This window comes from Hyphomicrobiaceae bacterium, assembly GCA_041397645.1.
Classification (GTDB): Bacteria; Pseudomonadota; Alphaproteobacteria; order Rhizobiales; family Hyphomicrobiaceae; genus Hyphomicrobium_B.
In genome coordinates, this window is sequence record JAWKWE010000004.1 from 1,478,290 (window position 1) to 1,494,937 (window position 16,648).

The following is a 16,648-nucleotide window of genomic DNA, read 5'->3' on the forward strand; positions in this document are numbered from 1 at the left end:
AGTTGCCCGGTCTCGCCATTTTTTCTAGTGAGTGTCGAGGTTTGACGGCTGGGATCGGTGGGGGACCTCGTTGAAAAGACATCTTGCCAGGATCGCTGCGCTATTCGCGCTGACACTGTCAGCAAACTTCTTTGCGCTTTGGCCGGACCGCGCTTTGGCCGATACAGCTGACGCCGCGGCTGCGAAATATTCGATTGCCGTTTTCGTATCCGAGCCCAAGGACCGATGCTTCTATTCGGGCCGTGTCGCGGCGATGAAATATTTCGTCCAGCAACGGATTGATGAGCTCAACGCCCTTCCAGAGTTTGCCAATCGCCGCCTGCGAGCCGATGTCTATAACGACTATCGCGACAACGATGCAGCCGTCGCCAATGTCAAGAAGGCGATGGAAGATCCAACCACGCTGGCAATGATCGGTCTTTCGGGATCGAGCCGCGGAAAGGCTGTGTTTGAGGCATTGGGGGAGGAGCTTTCGAAGCGGAATATCCCCTTCATCACCGATCAGTCGATGACCAGCAGCCTGGCGCCTTACGCCAATGCCTTTACCATGCGGCCATCGCAGGAAAGCGAGCGCGTACCGGTCATTATGCGCTTTTTGCAGGATGGAAAATATGCCCGTCCTGCATTCCTCGGTATCCAGGATAATCCCGCATCTGCCGAGCTTGCGCGCTTGTTGGGCGACAACCTGGGAAAAGAGGCACCGCTCGTTGCAGAGCACATGATCCCTGTTACCGACGGAGAGCCATCCATGATGGATCTCAAGGCCGCGGTACAGAACATCAAGAGCAAGGATGCAGACATCGTTCTGGTCCTACTTGGATCGACCGCGATGGAAGCCTTCTTGAAGGAGGCGACAGCTGCACAGCTGCGGTCGCAGGTCTTCATGTTGACCGAGAGTGACAGAGTATTTCATTCGCAGGCGGCCAAGGATTTCGGCACCGCCCTTTATCAGTTGGGCTGGTCGACGCTTCCGTTTGTCTACAACAGCCGTTTGCGTCGCGATATGATGGACGACGCCACGTCCCAATGGCTCTTTGCTGACAAGAAGAATGGCTCGGCCCCAGGTTGGAACGACGCGAGCTGCAAGGTGCCGCCCGAGGGCATACCCACCAATCCTCTCGATCCGGTCAACCTCAACAACGTCGATCGGGGGGCCAATTACGGCGATATGGTGGGGTTGGTGGGTGAGGTTGCCAAGCTTGCGCCTCCGGAGACGACGCTTACTGAGCTTCGCGCCCGCGTTGTGCAGGCGCTGACGTCGGAGTACACCACTGGTCATGGCGCCTATCGCGGCAAGTTCGACGATTGGTCGTTTCATCCGCTCGGGCGCACGGCGAGCAAATCACCCCTCATTCTCGTGAAAGGGCGCGGCATAGAAAGCAAGCGCCTTGCGCCGCGCCAGTATGTGAAGATGCGCAACGATGCTTTGCGCGAAATCCGAACCATCTACATGGATATCGACGTCACGCGCCTCTACCGCATCGACGACGATGAGAAGAGTTTCTTCGCCGAGTTCTTCCTGACCATGAATGCCGACAGTGGCGTCCCCGTCTCGAGCATCAACTTTTCCAATGCGTTCTTCGATGCCGAGGAGGGCGGGCAAAAGATAACGATTCAGCCATTGAACGAGTCCGGTGGCGGCGGAATCTATCCCGACGATGTGCGGATCTACAAGGTTACCGGCAAGTTCATGTCGAGGCCAGACTTCTGGCGGTATCCTTTCGATACGCAGCTCTTTCCTATCGAGCTGAAGCCCAAGGACGGGGATGCAGCATTCATCATTCAACCGCCACCTGCTGCACTGCGCGATCGCGTGATACAGACAGACGGTTGGGTGCTGCGCGATCAGTATGTCGGGTATGACGAGGATTATATCCCCGTTACCGACGCGCGCTCGGACTCAAAGAGCATTGTTCCCTTCTACAAGGCTGAGTTCGGCTACATCATGCAGCGTGAGGTCACCGACTATTATCTCCGCGTGGTCATACCGCTCATCTTCATTCTGATCGTTGCGTTCTTGTCGATCTTCATTCCGCGAGAGCATTTCGAAGCGATTGTGACCATTCAGGTCACCGCGTTGCTGTCGGCGGTGGCGCTTTATTTCTCGATCCCAAAGGTAGGGACCGATACCGCAACCGTGTCAGACCGCATCTTCCTCGTCGATTATCTGGCGGTCAGCATCATGATTGCGATCTCGATCGCGCGCGTAAATCCAATGCTGCGCAAGGCGCCGGGCGTCGATGGATTCCTCAAAGTCCTTCACATCTTGGGAACGCCGATACTGATCGGCGTGATGGCGTACTATTTGGCCAACATCCATCTCAACCAACAGGCCCAAGTCTGGTATGGGCAGGATGCGGAAGTTACCGAAAGCGAATCAGGAAACGGGAAGTAGAGCAGCTCGGCTACGAGGTGTTGTCTCAGGCCTTGCGAGCTGCCGGGCGTCGCGTTGTGCGTGGAGGCGCGGATTTGCGCACCGATGCTGGCTGCGGCCGATGGCTCGCGGCAAGTTCAGCCAGGGTATGAGCGTCAAGGACCGAAATGAAAGCCGCCAGCGCATCCCCGAACAAAGACGAGAGCTGACCTGAGTTTTTCCCCGGTTCACCCGGAACTTCCACACTCGTTTCCTCCATGGCGGAAACGATGTCTCCAATGCGGATGCTTTCGGCGGGCTTGGCTAGACGGATGCCGCCATTCGGACCGCGAACGCTCGAAATGAAGCCGGCGCGCGAGAGCAAATGGACGATCTTGAAAGCATTCTGTTGGGTTATGTCGATCCGATCGGCAAGAGCCGCGACCTTGACGAGATCGTCTCCCGCGAGCGCGCAATCGATCAGAATGCGAATAGCGTGGCCGGTCTGTTTGGTAAGGCGCATTCTCTTAAAATCCATTCTGCTTGCCCCGGACGCTGAGTAAACCGTCCGCCAGGAAGAATTCCTAGCTGCTTTGCGAGGGCATTGCAAAACTATACTATTTAGGTAAGTAATGGTATCGAATTTCGCTCGCGCGTCCGTACCGTTGGCAGGGCTCTGGCCCGGCGCGAAGATTGGGGAGATATCAAGTGATCATCAGAAGTGCCGCATTTGCTTCATTTTTCACGCCTGTCGTTGTTCTGGCGTCTGTGTCTGCGCAGGCCGCCGGGCCGAAGCCTGCCGAGGTCGTCCAGGGCTATATGGAGCTTGCCTCGACCACGTATTCGCAGGCGCTGCTGAAGGGGAAGGAGCTCGGAGCAGCTGTTGATAAACTATTGGCTTCGCCCACGCCCGAAACTCTGGCTGCAGCGAGAGCGGCCTGGAAAGAATCGCGCCATCCCTATCAGCGGACCGAGGGCTTTCGGTTTGGCAATAAAATAGTGGATGATTGGGAGGGCAGGGTGAACTCCTGGCCCCTCGATGAGGGGCTGATCGACTACGTCGACACCAGCTCTTATGGCGAGACAAAGGATGAGAATCCCGCCTACACGGCCAACATCATCGCGAACAAGACGCTAAAGCTCGGCGATACCACACTCGATGCGACCACCATCGATAAGGCTCTCATCTCCAAGCTCAATGGGTTGCTCGACGTCGAGGCCAATGTTGGCACTGGTTATCACGCCATCGAGTTCCTGCTTTGGGGGCAAGACCTCAACGGCACGGGACCGGGTGCAGGTAATCGCCCGGCAACCGATTACGATTTGAAAGCCTGCACGGGCGGCAATTGCGACCGCCGCCGCGCTTATCTCAAGGCCGCCACCGATTTGCTCATCGACGACCTTGCCGAAATGGCGGGGGACTGGGCTGAGGGTGGTGCCGCGCGTAAACAACTCCTTGCGAAATCCGAAAGCGACCAGCTTGCAAGCATCCTGACCGGGCTCGGCTCGCTATCGTATGGCGAACTGGCGGGCGAGCGCATGAAGCTCGGCGTGCTGCTGCACGACACCGAAGAAGAGCACGATTGCTTCTCGGACGACACGCACAACAGCCACTACAACGATCAGGTGGGCATGATGTCGATCTGGAATGGCAAAGCGGATTTCGGCAAGCCATTCAAGGTGCCGTCGATCGCCGATCTCGCGCGCGCGAAGGATCCGAACGTTGCCAAGCGCGTAGACGACGCGATGGCTGTGACGCTTTCCAAATTGAAGGCCATCAAGGATAAGGCCGAGACCGGCGGCATGGCTTACGATCAGATGCTTGCTGCGGGGAATGCGGAAGGAAACAAGCTCATTCTCGATGCGGTTGACGCCCTGGTGGCGCAAACGCGCGCTGTGGAGGCCGTGGTTGCGGCTCTTGGCCTCAAGATAAATGTTGAAGGCTCAGATAGCCTCGACAATGCGGCGGCAGTTGGTGCTCAATAGGGGCATCGACTCGTCGAGCATCTGAGGAAGCATGAGCGCGCCATCGCAACGGGTAACGCAATTCATCTGTTGTGCGGTGATATGGGCTTTATGTCTGCCGTACCCGGCATCATCTGCGGTTCTGGATCAGGCGCAGCGCGTCGCAAGAGTCCTTGAGAAACTCGTCATTCCGGGTTTTGAGCGACTTGATGCGTCGGCAGAAAAGCTTCCGCCTGCTGTCCGCGCATGGTGTGCGGCGGGTGGAAACACGGCTTCAAAGGAACAGAGGTCGAAAGCTTACGCATCTTTGGTTGCCGCATTCGGCGACACCGCCGAGGCCTGGGGGGGCGTGGAGTTTTTTCGCTTTGGTCCGCTGGCAACAAAGGGGCGCCGCGAACGGTTCTCTTTCTGGCCCGACCCACGCGGTGTGATGGCGCGTCAGTTGCGCCAAATTCTGGCTGCGAAGGATGCTGCTCTGCTTGAACCTGGCGCTCTCGCCAAGCAAAGCGCCGCGGTGCAAGGGCTTCCCGCGCTCGAATATTTAATTGTGCAGCCTGGGTCTCAGACGGCTCAAGCGTCCTCTGAAGAAGATTACAGTTGCCAACTGGCCGGCGCGGTGGCTGACAACCTTGCCGCTCTTGCACATGAGATCAATGACGAATGGACCAAGGTTGGCGGTTATCGTCAGATGATGCTGGATACTGGGCCAGATCACAAATTCTATAAGTCCGACACTGAGGCGGCATCTGAACTGGTGCGGTCGCTGTTGACCGGATTGCAGGTCGTCGCGGAAACCCAGGTTGCGCCGCGAGCCCCGACAGGCACGGCCCCCAAGCCCCGCAAGCGTGCCAAGGTAGAAAAGCCTACCGGCCCGTTCAGCAGAATTAACGCAGAATCGCGCTTTTTTGTCGGTCAGACGCATGCGCTCAAGGCGCTCTACGACGGCCTGGATCTGGAATCAAACCTTGCGCCGAATAGGCAATGGATGAAAGGCTGGGCCTCCGGCGCGTGGAACGCAATTTTGCGCAGTGACGGTTTGGGCGGTCCCGCGAAGGGCACACCAGCGGATGCTGCGCCGTCGCCACAGCAAGTTGCGGGCCGCATAAATGGTTTGCGGCAATTGATCGGACGGGAGATGGCCAATGCGTCGGGCATTCCAATCGGCTTCAACGAACTCGATGGCGATTGATCGCAGAACGATCCTGCTTGGATCGCTGTCCGCAATCTCGCTTGTGCGGTTCAGTGGCGGCACGGCGTTGGGAGGCCAAAACACAGAGGCAGCTTTTGTCAGCGCGGCGCGAATGCCGGATCAAAGTTATGCGATCCTGCTGCTTGCTGCCGACGGCAGCGTGTTGCGGCAAGTCCCGCTTAGCGGACGCGGGCACGATATCGCGCATCATCACGAGAGCGGCCGGGCGGTTGCCTTTGCGCGCCGTCCGGGCACGTTTGCGGTTGCCTTCGATGTTGCCGGCTCGCACGAGCCTGCTGTGTTCAACGCTATCGAGGGCCGTCACTTCTATGGGCACGGCGCATTCAGCGCCAACGGAAAGCTGCTCTACACATCGGAAAACGACATTGCGGCAGGCCGCGGTGTTGTCGGGATCTACGACGTCGAAGCGGACTACAAACGCATCGGAGAACATCAAAGCCACGGCGTGGGACCGCACGAAATCATCCTTCTGGCTGACGGGCGAACGCTGGCAATCGCAAATGGCGGCATCGACACGGTGCCAGAAGCCGGTCGCGCCATGCTCAACGTCGATGAAATGCGTCCCAACCTTGCGTTTGCCGATTCCGAGAGTGGCGCAATGTTGGCTCGCCACGAGTTGAGCGTGGACCTCAACCGCCTATCAATTCGTCATATCGCGGCCGACGGTAACGGCGCGGTTTGGTTTGGCGGCCAATGGGAAGGCGATGTCGCGGAAACACCGGAGCTGGTCGGACGCGCCACGCCTGATTCCGCAATTCGCATGATCAAGCCAGCATCGTCGTTGGGTGTTGAACTCAAGGGATACATCGGATCTGTGTCGGCGACGGTCGATGGAAGCGTAATCGCCGCCAGCGCGCCGAAGGCCGGTCGAATCCTCTACGTCAACACCGCGGATGGCTCCATTGCGGGCAACAGTGAACTTCCTGATGGCTGCGGCGTTGCCGGAGAAGAGCACGCGCGCTTCTGCGTTACGTCGGGCCTCGGCAAGTTCCGTCACGAAACGCCTGGCGCGCGCGTTTTGAGCGAGCGCGTCCTGGAAGGTATAGCCTTCGACAATCACCTGCGGCGTCTTTAGTTCGGCCTAGTCCCGACGCTCTAGAAAAGCGGCGAGATCCTCACGTGTGTCGATATCGCGCGTGATCTCAGTGGTAGCCCAGGCGACAGTAACGACCCGGTCCTTATGGGCAGCCAGAAGCGGCTTGGCGCCCTTGTCACCCTCGAGTGTGGCAAGCGCCCCAAATAGATCGCGCGGCCAAAGGACGGGATGACCCTGGCTGCAATCTGGCGTCACCGGATAAACGATGGCGCCTGGATTGGATGCAGCTGTTTCGGCCAGTGCTGCAATAAGTTGCGCCGAAACGCCCGGCATGTCGCCCAACACGATCATTGCCGCTGGGGTGTCGGGCTCAAGTGCCGCGATCCCGGTCCGGATCGAGGTTGAGAGGCCCTGGGCGGCATTCGCGTTGATGGCGAACCGCCAACGGCCGAGGCCGGCTGCCGCCTGCACGCCATCTGGCTCGCCGCTCACCACGACGACGATGTCGTCCACCGGGCCTGCGGCAACCTGTTGAAGAGCGTGTGCAACCAGTGGAATGCCGTCCACGGTCGCGGTCAGCTTGTGGCCCTGAACAAACCGAGAGGATCGGCCCGCTGCCAGTACAATGGCGGCCAAGCCCCGCTGGGACGCGCGGGGCGGCGTGGCGTGATGGGGGGCTGCTGGAGGCGGCGAACTCATGGCTGCTACAAACCATTTCGTCTGCCGATGCGCAATTGGCGTGATTGCGCACGATTGCAGTCAGGGCTAGAAGCCCAGCCTATGACAAAAACTTCTCCTTCAGCTGCCGACAGCACCGAGACAAGCAAAAGCCACGGAAAAAAGGCGACCGCGCCCAAGGTCGGCTTTGTGTCGCTGGGTTGCCCGAAGGCCTTGGTGGACAGCGAACGCATCATCACCCGGTTGCGCTCGGAAGGTTATCAGATTGCGCCCGACTTCGATGGCGCCGACGTGGTTGTGGTCAACACCTGCGGCTTCCTCGACAGCGCCAAGCAGGAAAGCTTGGAGGCGATTGGCGAGGCGATGGCCGCCAACGGCCGCGTGATCGTCACGGGATGTTTCGGCGTAGAGGAAAGCCGCATCCGCGAGGCGCATCCCGGCGTGCTGGCGGTGACAGGTCCTCATCAATATGAACAGGTCGTCGGCGCCGTGCATGACGCCGTTCCACCGTTGCACGATCCGTTCATCGATCTGGTTCCGCCAGAGGGGCTTCACCTGACGCCGCGGCACTACGCCTATCTGAAGATTTCGGAGGGCTGCAATAATCGGTGTTCGTTCTGCATCATTCCGGCGCTGCGCGGTGATCTTGCAAGCCGCCCCGCCAATCACGTCATGACGGAAGCCGAGCGACTGGTGAAGGCTGGTGTCAAAGAACTTCTGGTGATTTCACAAGACACTAGCGCCTACGGCCTCGATATCAAATACGCCGAGAGCCAGTGGAAAGGGGCGCCGCTCGCGGCTCGTTTTCTCGATCTATCGCGTGCGCTGGGAGAACTCGGCGCTTGGGTGCGAATGCACTACGTCTATCCCTATCCCCACGTCGACGATGTGATCCCTCTGATGGCGGAAGGAAAGATCCTTCCCTATCTCGACATTCCCTTCCAGCACGCTTCACCTGGCGTATTGAAAGCCATGCGGCGTCCAGCTCACCAGGAAAAGACCGCCGAGCGCATTCGCCGTTGGCGCGATGTGTGCCCCGATCTTGCGATCCGCTCCACCTTCATCGTCGGTTTCCCGGGCGAGACGGAGGAGGACTTCGCGTTTCTTTTGGACTGGCTGACGGAGGCTCGGATTAATCGGGCTGGGTGCTTCAAGTACGAAGCGGTCGCTGGAGCAAAAGCCAACGAGCTACCAGGTGCTGTTCCCGAGGAGGTCAAGGAGGAACGTTGGCACCGCTTCATGGAGGCGCAGAAACGGGTGAGCGCAGAGTTGTTGCAGGAAAAGGTTGGGTGCACGATCGACGTGATCGTAGACGAGGTCGATGACGATGGGGCGGTCGGCCGTTCCAAGTGGGATGCGCCGGAAATTGACGGCAGCGTTTTCCTCGATGGCGCGCAACAGCTTAAACCCGGCGATATTGTGCGGGCGCGGGTGATCGGCAGCGACGAATACGACCTTGAGGCCGAGAAAATCTAAATTTCCAAGCTGGTCTGGGAAGTTAACAACTCCTTAGAGCACGGGCGCTTTTCGCTCGAAATTGAAACACATTTCCGGCTCTGTTAACTGTATCTGAGAAGCCTGCGAGCTAATGTGCGTTTGCCCGTGCAGCGATCAACCTGCCGGGCAGGTAGGGATTTGTTCCATGTTCCCCGACCGGGAAGCGCCGGTTGACCCGGTGCTGTGCGTCGTCGTGTTGCGTCGTGCTTTGCGGCCGCTTTTGCGGTGCGCAAAGCTCGCACTTGCGTGCGCGCTCGTGCTCCTCCCAAGCAGTTTTGGAGCATTTGCAAAGACACCCGGTGGCGTTCATTGCCATGCCAAAACCTGTCATAGGGTTTCCACGCTTGAAGAGATGGACAGCGTCGTCGGCCGCTTCGGAATTTTGCGTGCCTCTTACTACGACGACTGCCACAGCGATCGCTTCAACACCTGCGCTCTGACGAGTTCTGGTGAGGTCTTTCGGCCTGAAGAGACTGACAACGCCGCAAGCCCCATCTTTCCCGACGGCACCATACTGCTTGCCTTCAATCCCGCGACCCGCAAAGCAGCTGTGCTACGCGTAAACTCGGCGGGTCCATATTGGGGCGAACGCAAACTGGACGTATCGCGCGCGGCGGCTGAGAAACTAGGATTTCGAAAGCAGGGTGTCGCCGATCTGATGATTGGCATCATTCGCTCGCCCGATGCGCAGGAAGCGCGCTATAGGAAAAACCGCCGCTACGAGCGTGTGCCGGGTTATATCGGGGTGTTTCCGACATTTGAGGCTGCATACGAGTTAGCACTCGCGAGCCTTTCTCTGCGCTTTGAAGCATTTGGCAGAAAAGCCGTGCTGCAGAGGCAGGGACGACTGCTGGCGGCCATCGAGCCAGAACCGGAATTACCCGTCATGTACGGCCGTCCGAATCTCAGGTCTAAGTATTCGCGCCACGAACTTCGTAAGCTCACAATTATGTATTTGGAGCCGGTGACGCATGATGTCTCGCCGCTCGCCGAAGCCTCGCCTACCAGCGATCAGCTCGTCCGCGCCAGGGCCGCAGACGAGGATGTCCGCCCGGCAGAGCCAGCGATTGTCGAGACGTTTGAGCGGGTGCAGTCAGGAGCTGGGCAGGAGCTCGTCACCCACCTAGAGGCGCCTGTGGTTGTCGTGCAGGCGCATGATCCTGCCTATTGGGCGCTGGGAGTAGACGTCACGCTCAACGTCAACGATTTTTGGCACAGATTGATGGCATTTGTGGCCGAAGCTCGCCGTCGCGCACAGCCGAGGGGCGAAGCGTTGGTGTTGCCGCCGGTGGCGGAATGGCGTCCTAAACTGGCGGTGTTCGTTCAAGAAGCGCGCGCCAAGGCGCGCGCCGGAGTAACGCGGTCAGGACCACTTTATGAACTTCTTGCTGATTTGAAGTCCAAAGCTCAAGCGGCGCGCGATTAGACTGCCTTCACTCTAGTCGGCAAAGGCCAATGCGCGCCGCTTTTGGCGCTATTGCGCTCTCAACTTGAGCGACACTCCAACCAGTCAGTGAAGCTTAACCTGCGGCTCGGTGCGATGCGTGATCAGCCGCGAGATGCTGTCGAGGAACACCTTCACAGGCCCGTGCAATGCCATCTCATGCATTTTGTAAAGCGAGCGATACATGAGCTTTGCGAACAAACCTTCGATGCGCATGGATTTGCCGGAAACGAAGCCCATGAGGCTGCCGACGGTCGTGTAGTGCCCAAGCGAAACCAGAGAACCGAAATCGCGGTAGACGAACGGCTTTACCGGTTCTCCGCGCAGTTTGCGTTGAAGTTGTTTGACGAGATGCGAGGACTCTTGGTGTGCAGCCTGGGCGCGGGGAGGAATTGGCGTGGTTTCTCCGTCCGGAACAAGATAGGCGGCATCGCCGATGACAAAGATGTCGTCGTCTCTGGTGGTTTGCAACGTCGGCTTTACAACGAGCGTGTTCAAGCGGCTCACTTCAAGCCCGTCGAGATTTGAGAGTACGGCCGGCCCCTTCACGCCTGCTGCCCACACCACAAGCTCCGAAGGAAGAAAATCACCGTTGGCAAGATTAACCCCTTCCCTCGTGATGCTTGTCACCCGCGCGTTTGTACGCACATCGACACCGAGATTGCTCAGGATGTTCACCGTTGCGGTTGAGAGTCGCTCAGGCAACGCGGGGAGAATGCGCGGAGCAGCCTCGATCAGGGTGATCTTGATGTCCTTTTCGGGATCAATCTTATCGAGCCCGAATGCGACGACGCCGCGCGCGGTGCGATGCAGCTCCGCCGACAACTCAGTTCCGGTAGCGCCTGCGCCAATGATCGAAACGTGCAGTTGGCCCGGTCGCACCGGACCGGGCTGCGCGTTGGCGCGCACACAGGCGTTCAATAGTCGGCGGTTGAAACGCTCCGCCTGCTCGGGGGTGTCGAGCATAATGGCGTTTTCCTTGACACCGGGCGTCCCAAAGTCGTTCGACACGCTGCCGATGGCAATCACAAGTATGTCGTATTTAAACGACCGCTCAGGCGTGATTTCACGTCCGTCCTCGTCGTAGGTGGCGGCGAGGTGAACGAGTTTCTTCGTCCGGTCGATACCGGTCATCTCGCCAAATCGATATTTGAAGCCGTGCCAGTGACTCTGGGCCTGATATTCAAGCTCATGGCGGTCAACTTCCATGGATCCGGCCGCAATCTCGTGCAGCAGAGGCTTCCAGATGTGCGTTCGCGCCTTATCAACCAACGTGATCCGCGCCTTGCCCTTGCGGCCGAGTTTGTGGCCAAGTTGCGTGGCAAGTTCCAAGCCGCCGGCGCCGCCGCCGACGACAATGATACGGGGGAGATTTTCGTTAGCCGTCTGCGCCGTTTCGGTGGCCATTCGGGAGCCTCACAAAGTTCAGGAGATTCATAGCGGATTCTGGAGGATGGGCGGCAAACATACAACGTGCCGAAGCGAGAAGGTCGCGCAGTGTTAACCGTTCACGGCGGCAATTTCCACTGCGCTAAGCGCCGCTCCCGGAGACAGTCCGAAGCCAGCCTCCAGCGGTCAGGCAAAACCGGCACCGGCGAAGACAAATCGCGCTTAACGAGCCTCGATTTGCAATCCTGCTCCTTAACCACACGATCTGATTGGTGAGGCCCGATATACCATTCGGCCTCAAATTCAGAACATTGTGCTTCGCGATAACGTATTATCCTGACCTGTTAATTGGCAGACGGGATCGGTCTGGTTGCCGTTTTGGACAAAGGCCGGCCAGCGCTTCAGACTTTGTCAAAAATTACTTCAATGGATTTTGAGGGAGCCTAAGGGGATGTGCGGATTTGCCGGGTTCATCGATTTCCCGCGCGCACACACAGCCGACAGCCTCGAGCGCATCGTAAATCAGATGGGCAACGCCATTGCTCATCGTGGTCCTGACGACAGCCAATCGTGGACGGATGCGGAATGTGGCGTGGCGCTCGCATTCCGTAGGCTGGCCATTCTGGATCTAAGTCCGGCCGGTCGTCAGCCCATGCATTCGCGTTCGGGCCGTTACGTCATCGTGTTCAACGGTGAAATTTACAATGCGCCTTCTCTAAAGGCGAAATTGGGAGATGGCGCTGCAAAACTGCGCGGTCATAGCGACACTGAAGTCTTGGTCGAGCTGATCGACAAGATCGGATTCAAGGCATGTATGCCGCTTCTGCGCGGCATGTTCGCGATCGCGTGTTGGGATCGCCGCGATCGGGTTTTGCGCTTGGCGCGAGATCCTGTGGGGAAGAAGCCGCTGTATTTCGGCTTCGTGGGAAGATCATTCGTGTTCGGCTCGCAGCCCAACGCGTTTCTTGCATTCCCTCAGTTCCAGTCCGAACTCGATCGCGACGCGATGTGTGCGTTTTTCCGGTTTGGCTACATTCCCGCGCCTCATTCCATTTATCAGGGCATAGACAAGCTGAGGCCCGGGGAATCGCTGGAGATCAAGGACGGCCGCATTCTCAGGCGTACGAAGTTCTGGGAAGCGGCGGAGAAGGCCAGAGCTGCCGCCGCCACCGCTCCAATCCTCGACGACGCGGACGCCATCGACCAGCTGGAGAGTCTGATCGAACGAGCGGTAGATCGACGGCTGGCATCGGATGTTCCCCTCGGCGCATACCTTTCCGGCGGCATCGATAGTTCCACGGTGCTGGCGATCATGCGCGCACGCGCGGCAGGCACGGTGAAGTCGTTTTGCATTGGCTTTGGCGACACGCGCTATGACGAATCGCGTCATGCAGAGGAAATTGCCAACTACCTTCAGCTTGAACACCACACACTTCACGTCGGGCCTGAAGACCTTCTCAATGCCGTCTTTGACATGCCCCAAGTCTATGATGAGCCGTTTGCCGATCCTTCTCAGGTTCCAACCTATATCTTGTCACGGCTGACGCGGGGCCATGTCACAGTCGCCTTGTCGGGCGATGGAGGAGACGAACTTTTCAGCGGCTACACGAGATACCAGAAGCTCGAGAAGATATGCAGGATGGCGAGGCGGATACCTTCCGCGTTGAAGCCTGGAACCGCACAGCTCATACGCACGGTGCCGAAAGCTGTGTGGAACAGCGCAGAGGCAATAATGCAGCGCGAATACGGGCAAAGTCCGCTTGCCGCGCGGGCATTGAAATTTGCTGATGTGTTGCAGTCTGTGGGACCTGAACTCATCTATCGTGATCTGATCGAGCAATGGTCGGATCCAAGCGGCTTGGTAATCGGAGGCCGCGAGCCGGTCGATCCAATCTGGATGGGTGCGTTGGGTCTCTCGAAAGCACAGCCTGCACGCACCGCTCAACTTTTGGACGTTTATTCTTATCTTCCCGAAGATATCCTGGTGAAAGTAGACCGCGCGAGCATGGCAGTCGGACTGGAAGTGCGTGCGCCGCTGCTCGATCAGGACATCGCCGAATTCGCATGGGGATTGCAAAGAAATCAACTCGTGCGAGACGGTGTCGGGAAGTGGTTGTTGCGACAAGTCTTGTATCGCCACATCCCGTCGCAGCTCGTCGATAGGCCGAAAATGGGCTTCGCATTCCCGCTCAGAGAGTGGCTTGGCAGTTCGTTGCGAGACTGGGCGGAAGACCTGTTGGATCCCGCCAAAATGGCAGCGGCGGGCTATCTCAATCCCGCTCCCGTTCAGGCAATGTGGAAGGAACATCTGAGCGGGACAAGAGATTGGAGCTATCGATTGTGGTGCGTGCTTATGTTTGAGGCTTGGCGTCGTCGGTTGCCGGTCGAAAAATCGGCGCTGCACGAATTCCATCACGCTTGACGGCATTAGCGATGACAGAGTTCGATTTTTGAATTGTCGATTTGCGAGCGTCGCAATTAGATTTTTTCAATTAACTCTAATACCATATCCAACTCGAAACGCCTTTCTGGCATTGCCGGAAGCGTCTATGAATGGGGCAGCAAAAACTCCATTGATAGTGATGTAAAATGCTGCATTCCCCTGTGTCGCAATATCGGCCGCAGTCTAATTCAGAACGTAACGACAGGCACGTGCTCGTAGTCGGTGGTGCAGGTTACGTTGGAAACGTCCTCATTCGCCAATTGCTGGCCTTGGGCTACAGGGTGCGTTGCCTCGATGCGCTGTACTATCCAACGGGCAACACGATTGCGCCGCTGATGGACAATCCCAGCTTCTCGTTTGTCCGCGGCGATCTGCGCGACACCGCTGTTGTGCAGGATAGCCTGAGTGGCATTACCGATGTGGTTCTTCTCGCTGCGTTGGTTGGCGATCCAATTTCCAAGAAGTATTCAGAACTCACACGAGAGGTTAACGAAGCTGCATCGCGCCGCCTCTATTCGGAACTGGCAGGGCGCGGCATCAAGAAGTTCATCTTCACTTCGACATGCAGCAATTACGGGATCCTGGAAGGCAACCAGCCGGCGACGGAAACGTCGCCGCTCAATCCGAAGTCGGTTTATGCCGAAACTAAGGTTGCCTTCGAGGAGTTCGTTACCAAGCCTTCAAACGCGACGGATTTTTCCACCACCGTTCTGCGTCTTGCGACGGCCTTTGGATTGTCACCGCGGATGCGCTTCGATTTGACTGTATCGGAGTTTAGCCGAGAGATTGCGATGGGTCGCGAGCTCATTGTCTATGATGAGGCGACCTGGCGCCCGTACTGTCACGTCAGCGATATTTCTGAAGCCATCATTCGTGTGATTGAAGCGCCCACAGATGTCGTGTCCGGCCAGGTCTTCAATGTAGGTGGCAACGAAAACAACTTTACCAAGAAGATGATCGTCGATGAGCTTGTGAAGTTGGTTCCCGATGCGAAAGTAACCTACAAGGCCGGCGGATTCGACCAGCGTGATTATCGCGTTTCGTTCGACAAAATCCGAGGAGCGCTCGATTTTGCGCCTAAATACTCCGTGCCGAGCGCCATCGCGCATGTCGTTTCTTGCATTCAGGCTGGCCTGTATGGTGACGTCGAAGAGAGCAAAAACTTCTACGGCAACTATGTCGTGAATCACTAGGCGCCACCAATACTAGGCACCTAGCTTCTCAGCGCAGATGTCAGCGATCGCCAAGCTGGACGTGAGGCCTGGGCTCTCTATTCCGTAGAGGGCGACCATGCGAGCAATCCCGTGCGTTTCAGGTCCATGAATGAGGAAATCGGCAGCTGGCTCGTCTTTTCCTGAAACTTTGGGCCTGATGCCGGTGTAGCCTTGTTCTAGCGCGGCCTTTGGCAACGAAGGCCAATAGCGCCGGATGGCCTGCTCGAAATCAGCGCGCCTGCTTCCGTCAGGATCATCGAAACTATAGTCGATGCGATCGATCCATTGAACGTCTGGTCCAAACCGAGCGGCTCCCTGCATATCCAAAGTGAGATGCGTTCCAAGGCCGCCTGGAACGGGAACAGGATAAATCAAGTGTTGAAAAGGCGCGCGCCCCTGAAGAGTGAAGTAGTGGCCCTTGGCAAAGCGGGTTCGCGGCGGTTCATAGCCCTCGCTATACGGAATGAGACCACGAAGCGCAGCCATTCCTAGACCTGCGGCGACGACAAGATTGCGTGCGGTCAGCCTGGAAGTGTCACTTCCACTCGCAAACGAGAGTTCGAAGTTGCCATTTGGAAGGCATTGGGCCTTTTGCAACGTTGTTTGAAGGACAACAAAGCCACCGTTTGCTTGAAGGTGGCCTTCGAGCGCTTTCATGAGGGCGTGGCTGTCAACGATGCCTGTCGATGGCGACAGAAGCCCGGCGACACATCTTACCTCAGGTTCGAGCGCGTTGACTTCAGCGGCTGTGAGCCAACGCAAATTATCGACACCGTTTGCGCGCGCTGCAGCTTGAAAATTCTTAAGCGTGGCGATTTCGCTGTCCGTAGTGGCGACGATGAGCTTTCCGACTTTTTTAGCCGGGACAGAATTTTCAGCGGCGAATTCATATAGTCGTATTCGTCCTGCAACACAGGCATTCGCTTTCAATGATCCCTGCGGGTAATAGATGCCGGCGTGGACGACTTCGCTCGACCGAGAGCTTGTTTCTTGCCCCACGTCACCGTTGCGTTCGAAGACGTACGTTTCCTGTCCCTTTTTGGCACACGCGACCGCGATGGCGAGGCCGACAACGCCGCCGCCGATAATGGCGGTTTCAATATCAGGTGCGTGCATCATGTTGGGAAATGTCACAAAAGATTAGCGCAATGTATGCAGACACGATTGCCAGCGGCAAGTGTAATTCTATGGTCGCAATTCGAAACGATGTAGAAGCAGAAAAGAGACTTAATAGAGGTCAAAGTCGCAAAAAAGGCAAATAACCAAAGTCCCAAAAATAGAATGCCTGGGTGCCCAATATTGAGCGATGTCGAGTATATATTTCGGAGGCGAATTTTTTATGTGAATGGCGGCGGCGCTAAACGCTGATTTTTGCCAGTCGCGGGGGATACATCGAGTTTTGCCGATTTTATTTGCTTC

12 protein-coding genes are annotated in these 16,648 nt (G+C 57.5%); 8 read left to right on the forward strand and 4 right to left on the reverse strand.

Translation table 11 applies throughout. From position 1 onward, the window contains the following. The first annotated feature begins 70 nt into the window (after positions 1–70). Complete coding sequence (locus R3D51_06780; GenBank protein ID MEZ5899184.1) at positions 71–2,395, forward strand: ABC transporter substrate-binding protein; 2,325 nt, start codon at positions 71–73, stop codon at positions 2,393–2,395. A 25-nt stretch (positions 2,396–2,420) separates the two neighbouring features. On the opposite strand, the gene R3D51_06785 is transcribed toward R3D51_06780, so the two are convergent. Then, a complete protein-coding gene (locus R3D51_06785) occupies positions 2,421–2,891 on the reverse strand; it encodes an Rrf2 family transcriptional regulator (protein MEZ5899185.1) in 471 nt (156 codons plus the stop codon). A gap of 170 nt (positions 2,892–3,061) precedes the next feature. Here R3D51_06785 and R3D51_06790 point away from each other — a divergent pair, with 170 nt between their 5' ends. Genes R3D51_06790 through R3D51_06800 form a run of 3 tightly spaced genes read left to right on the forward strand, consistent with a single transcriptional unit; the run spans position 3,062 to position 6,603 of the window. Beyond that, positions 3,062–4,339 (forward strand): imelysin family protein, encoded by a 1,278-nt coding sequence (locus R3D51_06790; protein MEZ5899186.1) that lies wholly within the window; start codon positions 3,062–3,064, stop codon positions 4,337–4,339. Between the two features lie 31 nt (positions 4,340–4,370). Beyond that, complete coding sequence (locus tag R3D51_06795) at positions 4,371–5,507, forward strand: imelysin family protein (protein ID MEZ5899187.1); 1,137 nt, start codon at positions 4,371–4,373, stop codon at positions 5,505–5,507. After that, on the forward strand, positions 5,461–6,603 hold the full coding sequence (locus R3D51_06800; GenBank protein ID MEZ5899188.1) for a DUF1513 domain-containing protein: 1,143 nt from the start codon (positions 5,461–5,463) through the stop codon (positions 6,601–6,603). Before R3D51_06795 ends, R3D51_06800 begins: the two co-directional genes overlap by 47 nt. 6 nt (positions 6,604–6,609) lie before the next feature. On the opposite strand, the gene R3D51_06805 is transcribed toward R3D51_06800, so the two are convergent. Next, positions 6,610–7,263, reverse strand: coding sequence for a nucleotidyltransferase family protein (locus R3D51_06805; GenBank protein MEZ5899189.1), 654 nt, complete (start codon positions 7,261–7,263; stop codon positions 6,610–6,612). A gap of 81 nt (positions 7,264–7,344) precedes the next feature. Between R3D51_06805 and rimO the strand changes: the two genes are divergently transcribed. Together rimO and R3D51_06815 are read left to right on the forward strand one after the other, a co-directional pair. Further along, a complete protein-coding gene (gene rimO, locus R3D51_06810; protein ID MEZ5899190.1) occupies positions 7,345–8,718 on the forward strand; it encodes a 30S ribosomal protein S12 methylthiotransferase RimO in 1,374 nt (457 codons plus the stop codon). Positions 8,719–8,884: 166 nt separating this feature from the next. After that, a complete protein-coding gene (locus R3D51_06815) occupies positions 8,885–10,165 on the forward strand; it encodes a septal ring lytic transglycosylase RlpA family protein (GenBank protein ID MEZ5899191.1) in 1,281 nt (426 codons plus the stop codon). An 84-nt stretch (positions 10,166–10,249) separates the two neighbouring features. Here the strand turns inward: R3D51_06815 and R3D51_06820 are convergent, their stop codons facing one another. Continuing rightward, positions 10,250–11,590 (reverse strand): NAD(P)/FAD-dependent oxidoreductase, encoded by a 1,341-nt coding sequence (locus R3D51_06820; GenBank protein ID MEZ5899192.1) that lies wholly within the window; start codon positions 11,588–11,590, stop codon positions 10,250–10,252. Between the two features lie 433 nt (positions 11,591–12,023). Here R3D51_06820 and asnB point away from each other — a divergent pair, with 433 nt between their 5' ends. Both asnB and R3D51_06830 read left to right on the forward strand, forming a co-directional pair. Then, positions 12,024–13,994 (forward strand): asparagine synthase (glutamine-hydrolyzing), encoded by a 1,971-nt coding sequence (asnB, locus tag R3D51_06825; protein ID MEZ5899193.1) that lies wholly within the window; start codon positions 12,024–12,026, stop codon positions 13,992–13,994. A gap of 167 nt (positions 13,995–14,161) precedes the next feature. Beyond that, positions 14,162–15,208 (forward strand): NAD(P)-dependent oxidoreductase, encoded by a 1,047-nt coding sequence (locus R3D51_06830; protein ID MEZ5899194.1) that lies wholly within the window; start codon positions 14,162–14,164, stop codon positions 15,206–15,208. Between the two features lie 12 nt (positions 15,209–15,220). Here the strand turns inward: R3D51_06830 and R3D51_06835 are convergent, their stop codons facing one another. Continuing rightward, positions 15,221–16,348 carry an NAD(P)/FAD-dependent oxidoreductase gene (locus R3D51_06835; protein ID MEZ5899195.1) on the reverse strand — a complete coding sequence of 376 codons (1,128 nt, stop codon included), beginning with the start codon at positions 16,346–16,348 and terminating at the stop codon, positions 15,221–15,223. Positions 16,349–16,648: the final 300 nt, after the last annotated feature.

Excerpts from the sequence above, each read along its gene's own strand:
- rimO (MEZ5899190.1), top strand. The coding sequence starts at position 7,345 with ATGACAAAAACTTCTCCTTCAGCTGCCGACAGCACCGAGACAAGCAAA.
- R3D51_06785 (MEZ5899185.1), bottom strand. The coding sequence starts at position 2,891 with ATGGATTTTAAGAGAATGCGCCTTACCAAACAGACCGGCCACGCTATT.
- R3D51_06800 (MEZ5899188.1), top strand. The coding sequence starts at position 5,461 with ATGCGTCGGGCATTCCAATCGGCTTCAACGAACTCGATGGCGATTGAT.
- R3D51_06805 (MEZ5899189.1), bottom strand. The coding sequence starts at position 7,263 with ATGAGTTCGCCGCCTCCAGCAGCCCCCCATCACGCCACGCCGCCCCGC.
- R3D51_06830 (MEZ5899194.1), top strand. The coding sequence starts at position 14,162 with ATGCTGCATTCCCCTGTGTCGCAATATCGGCCGCAGTCTAATTCAGAA.
- asnB (MEZ5899193.1), top strand. The coding sequence starts at position 12,024 with ATGTGCGGATTTGCCGGGTTCATCGATTTCCCGCGCGCACACACAGCC.
- R3D51_06820 (MEZ5899192.1), bottom strand. The coding sequence starts at position 11,590 with ATGGCCACCGAAACGGCGCAGACGGCTAACGAAAATCTCCCCCGTATC.
- R3D51_06795 (MEZ5899187.1), top strand. The coding sequence starts at position 4,371 with ATGAGCGCGCCATCGCAACGGGTAACGCAATTCATCTGTTGTGCGGTG.
- R3D51_06815 (MEZ5899191.1), top strand. The coding sequence starts at position 8,885 with ATGTTCCCCGACCGGGAAGCGCCGGTTGACCCGGTGCTGTGCGTCGTC.
- R3D51_06835 (MEZ5899195.1), bottom strand. The coding sequence starts at position 16,348 with ATGATGCACGCACCTGATATTGAAACCGCCATTATCGGCGGCGGCGTT.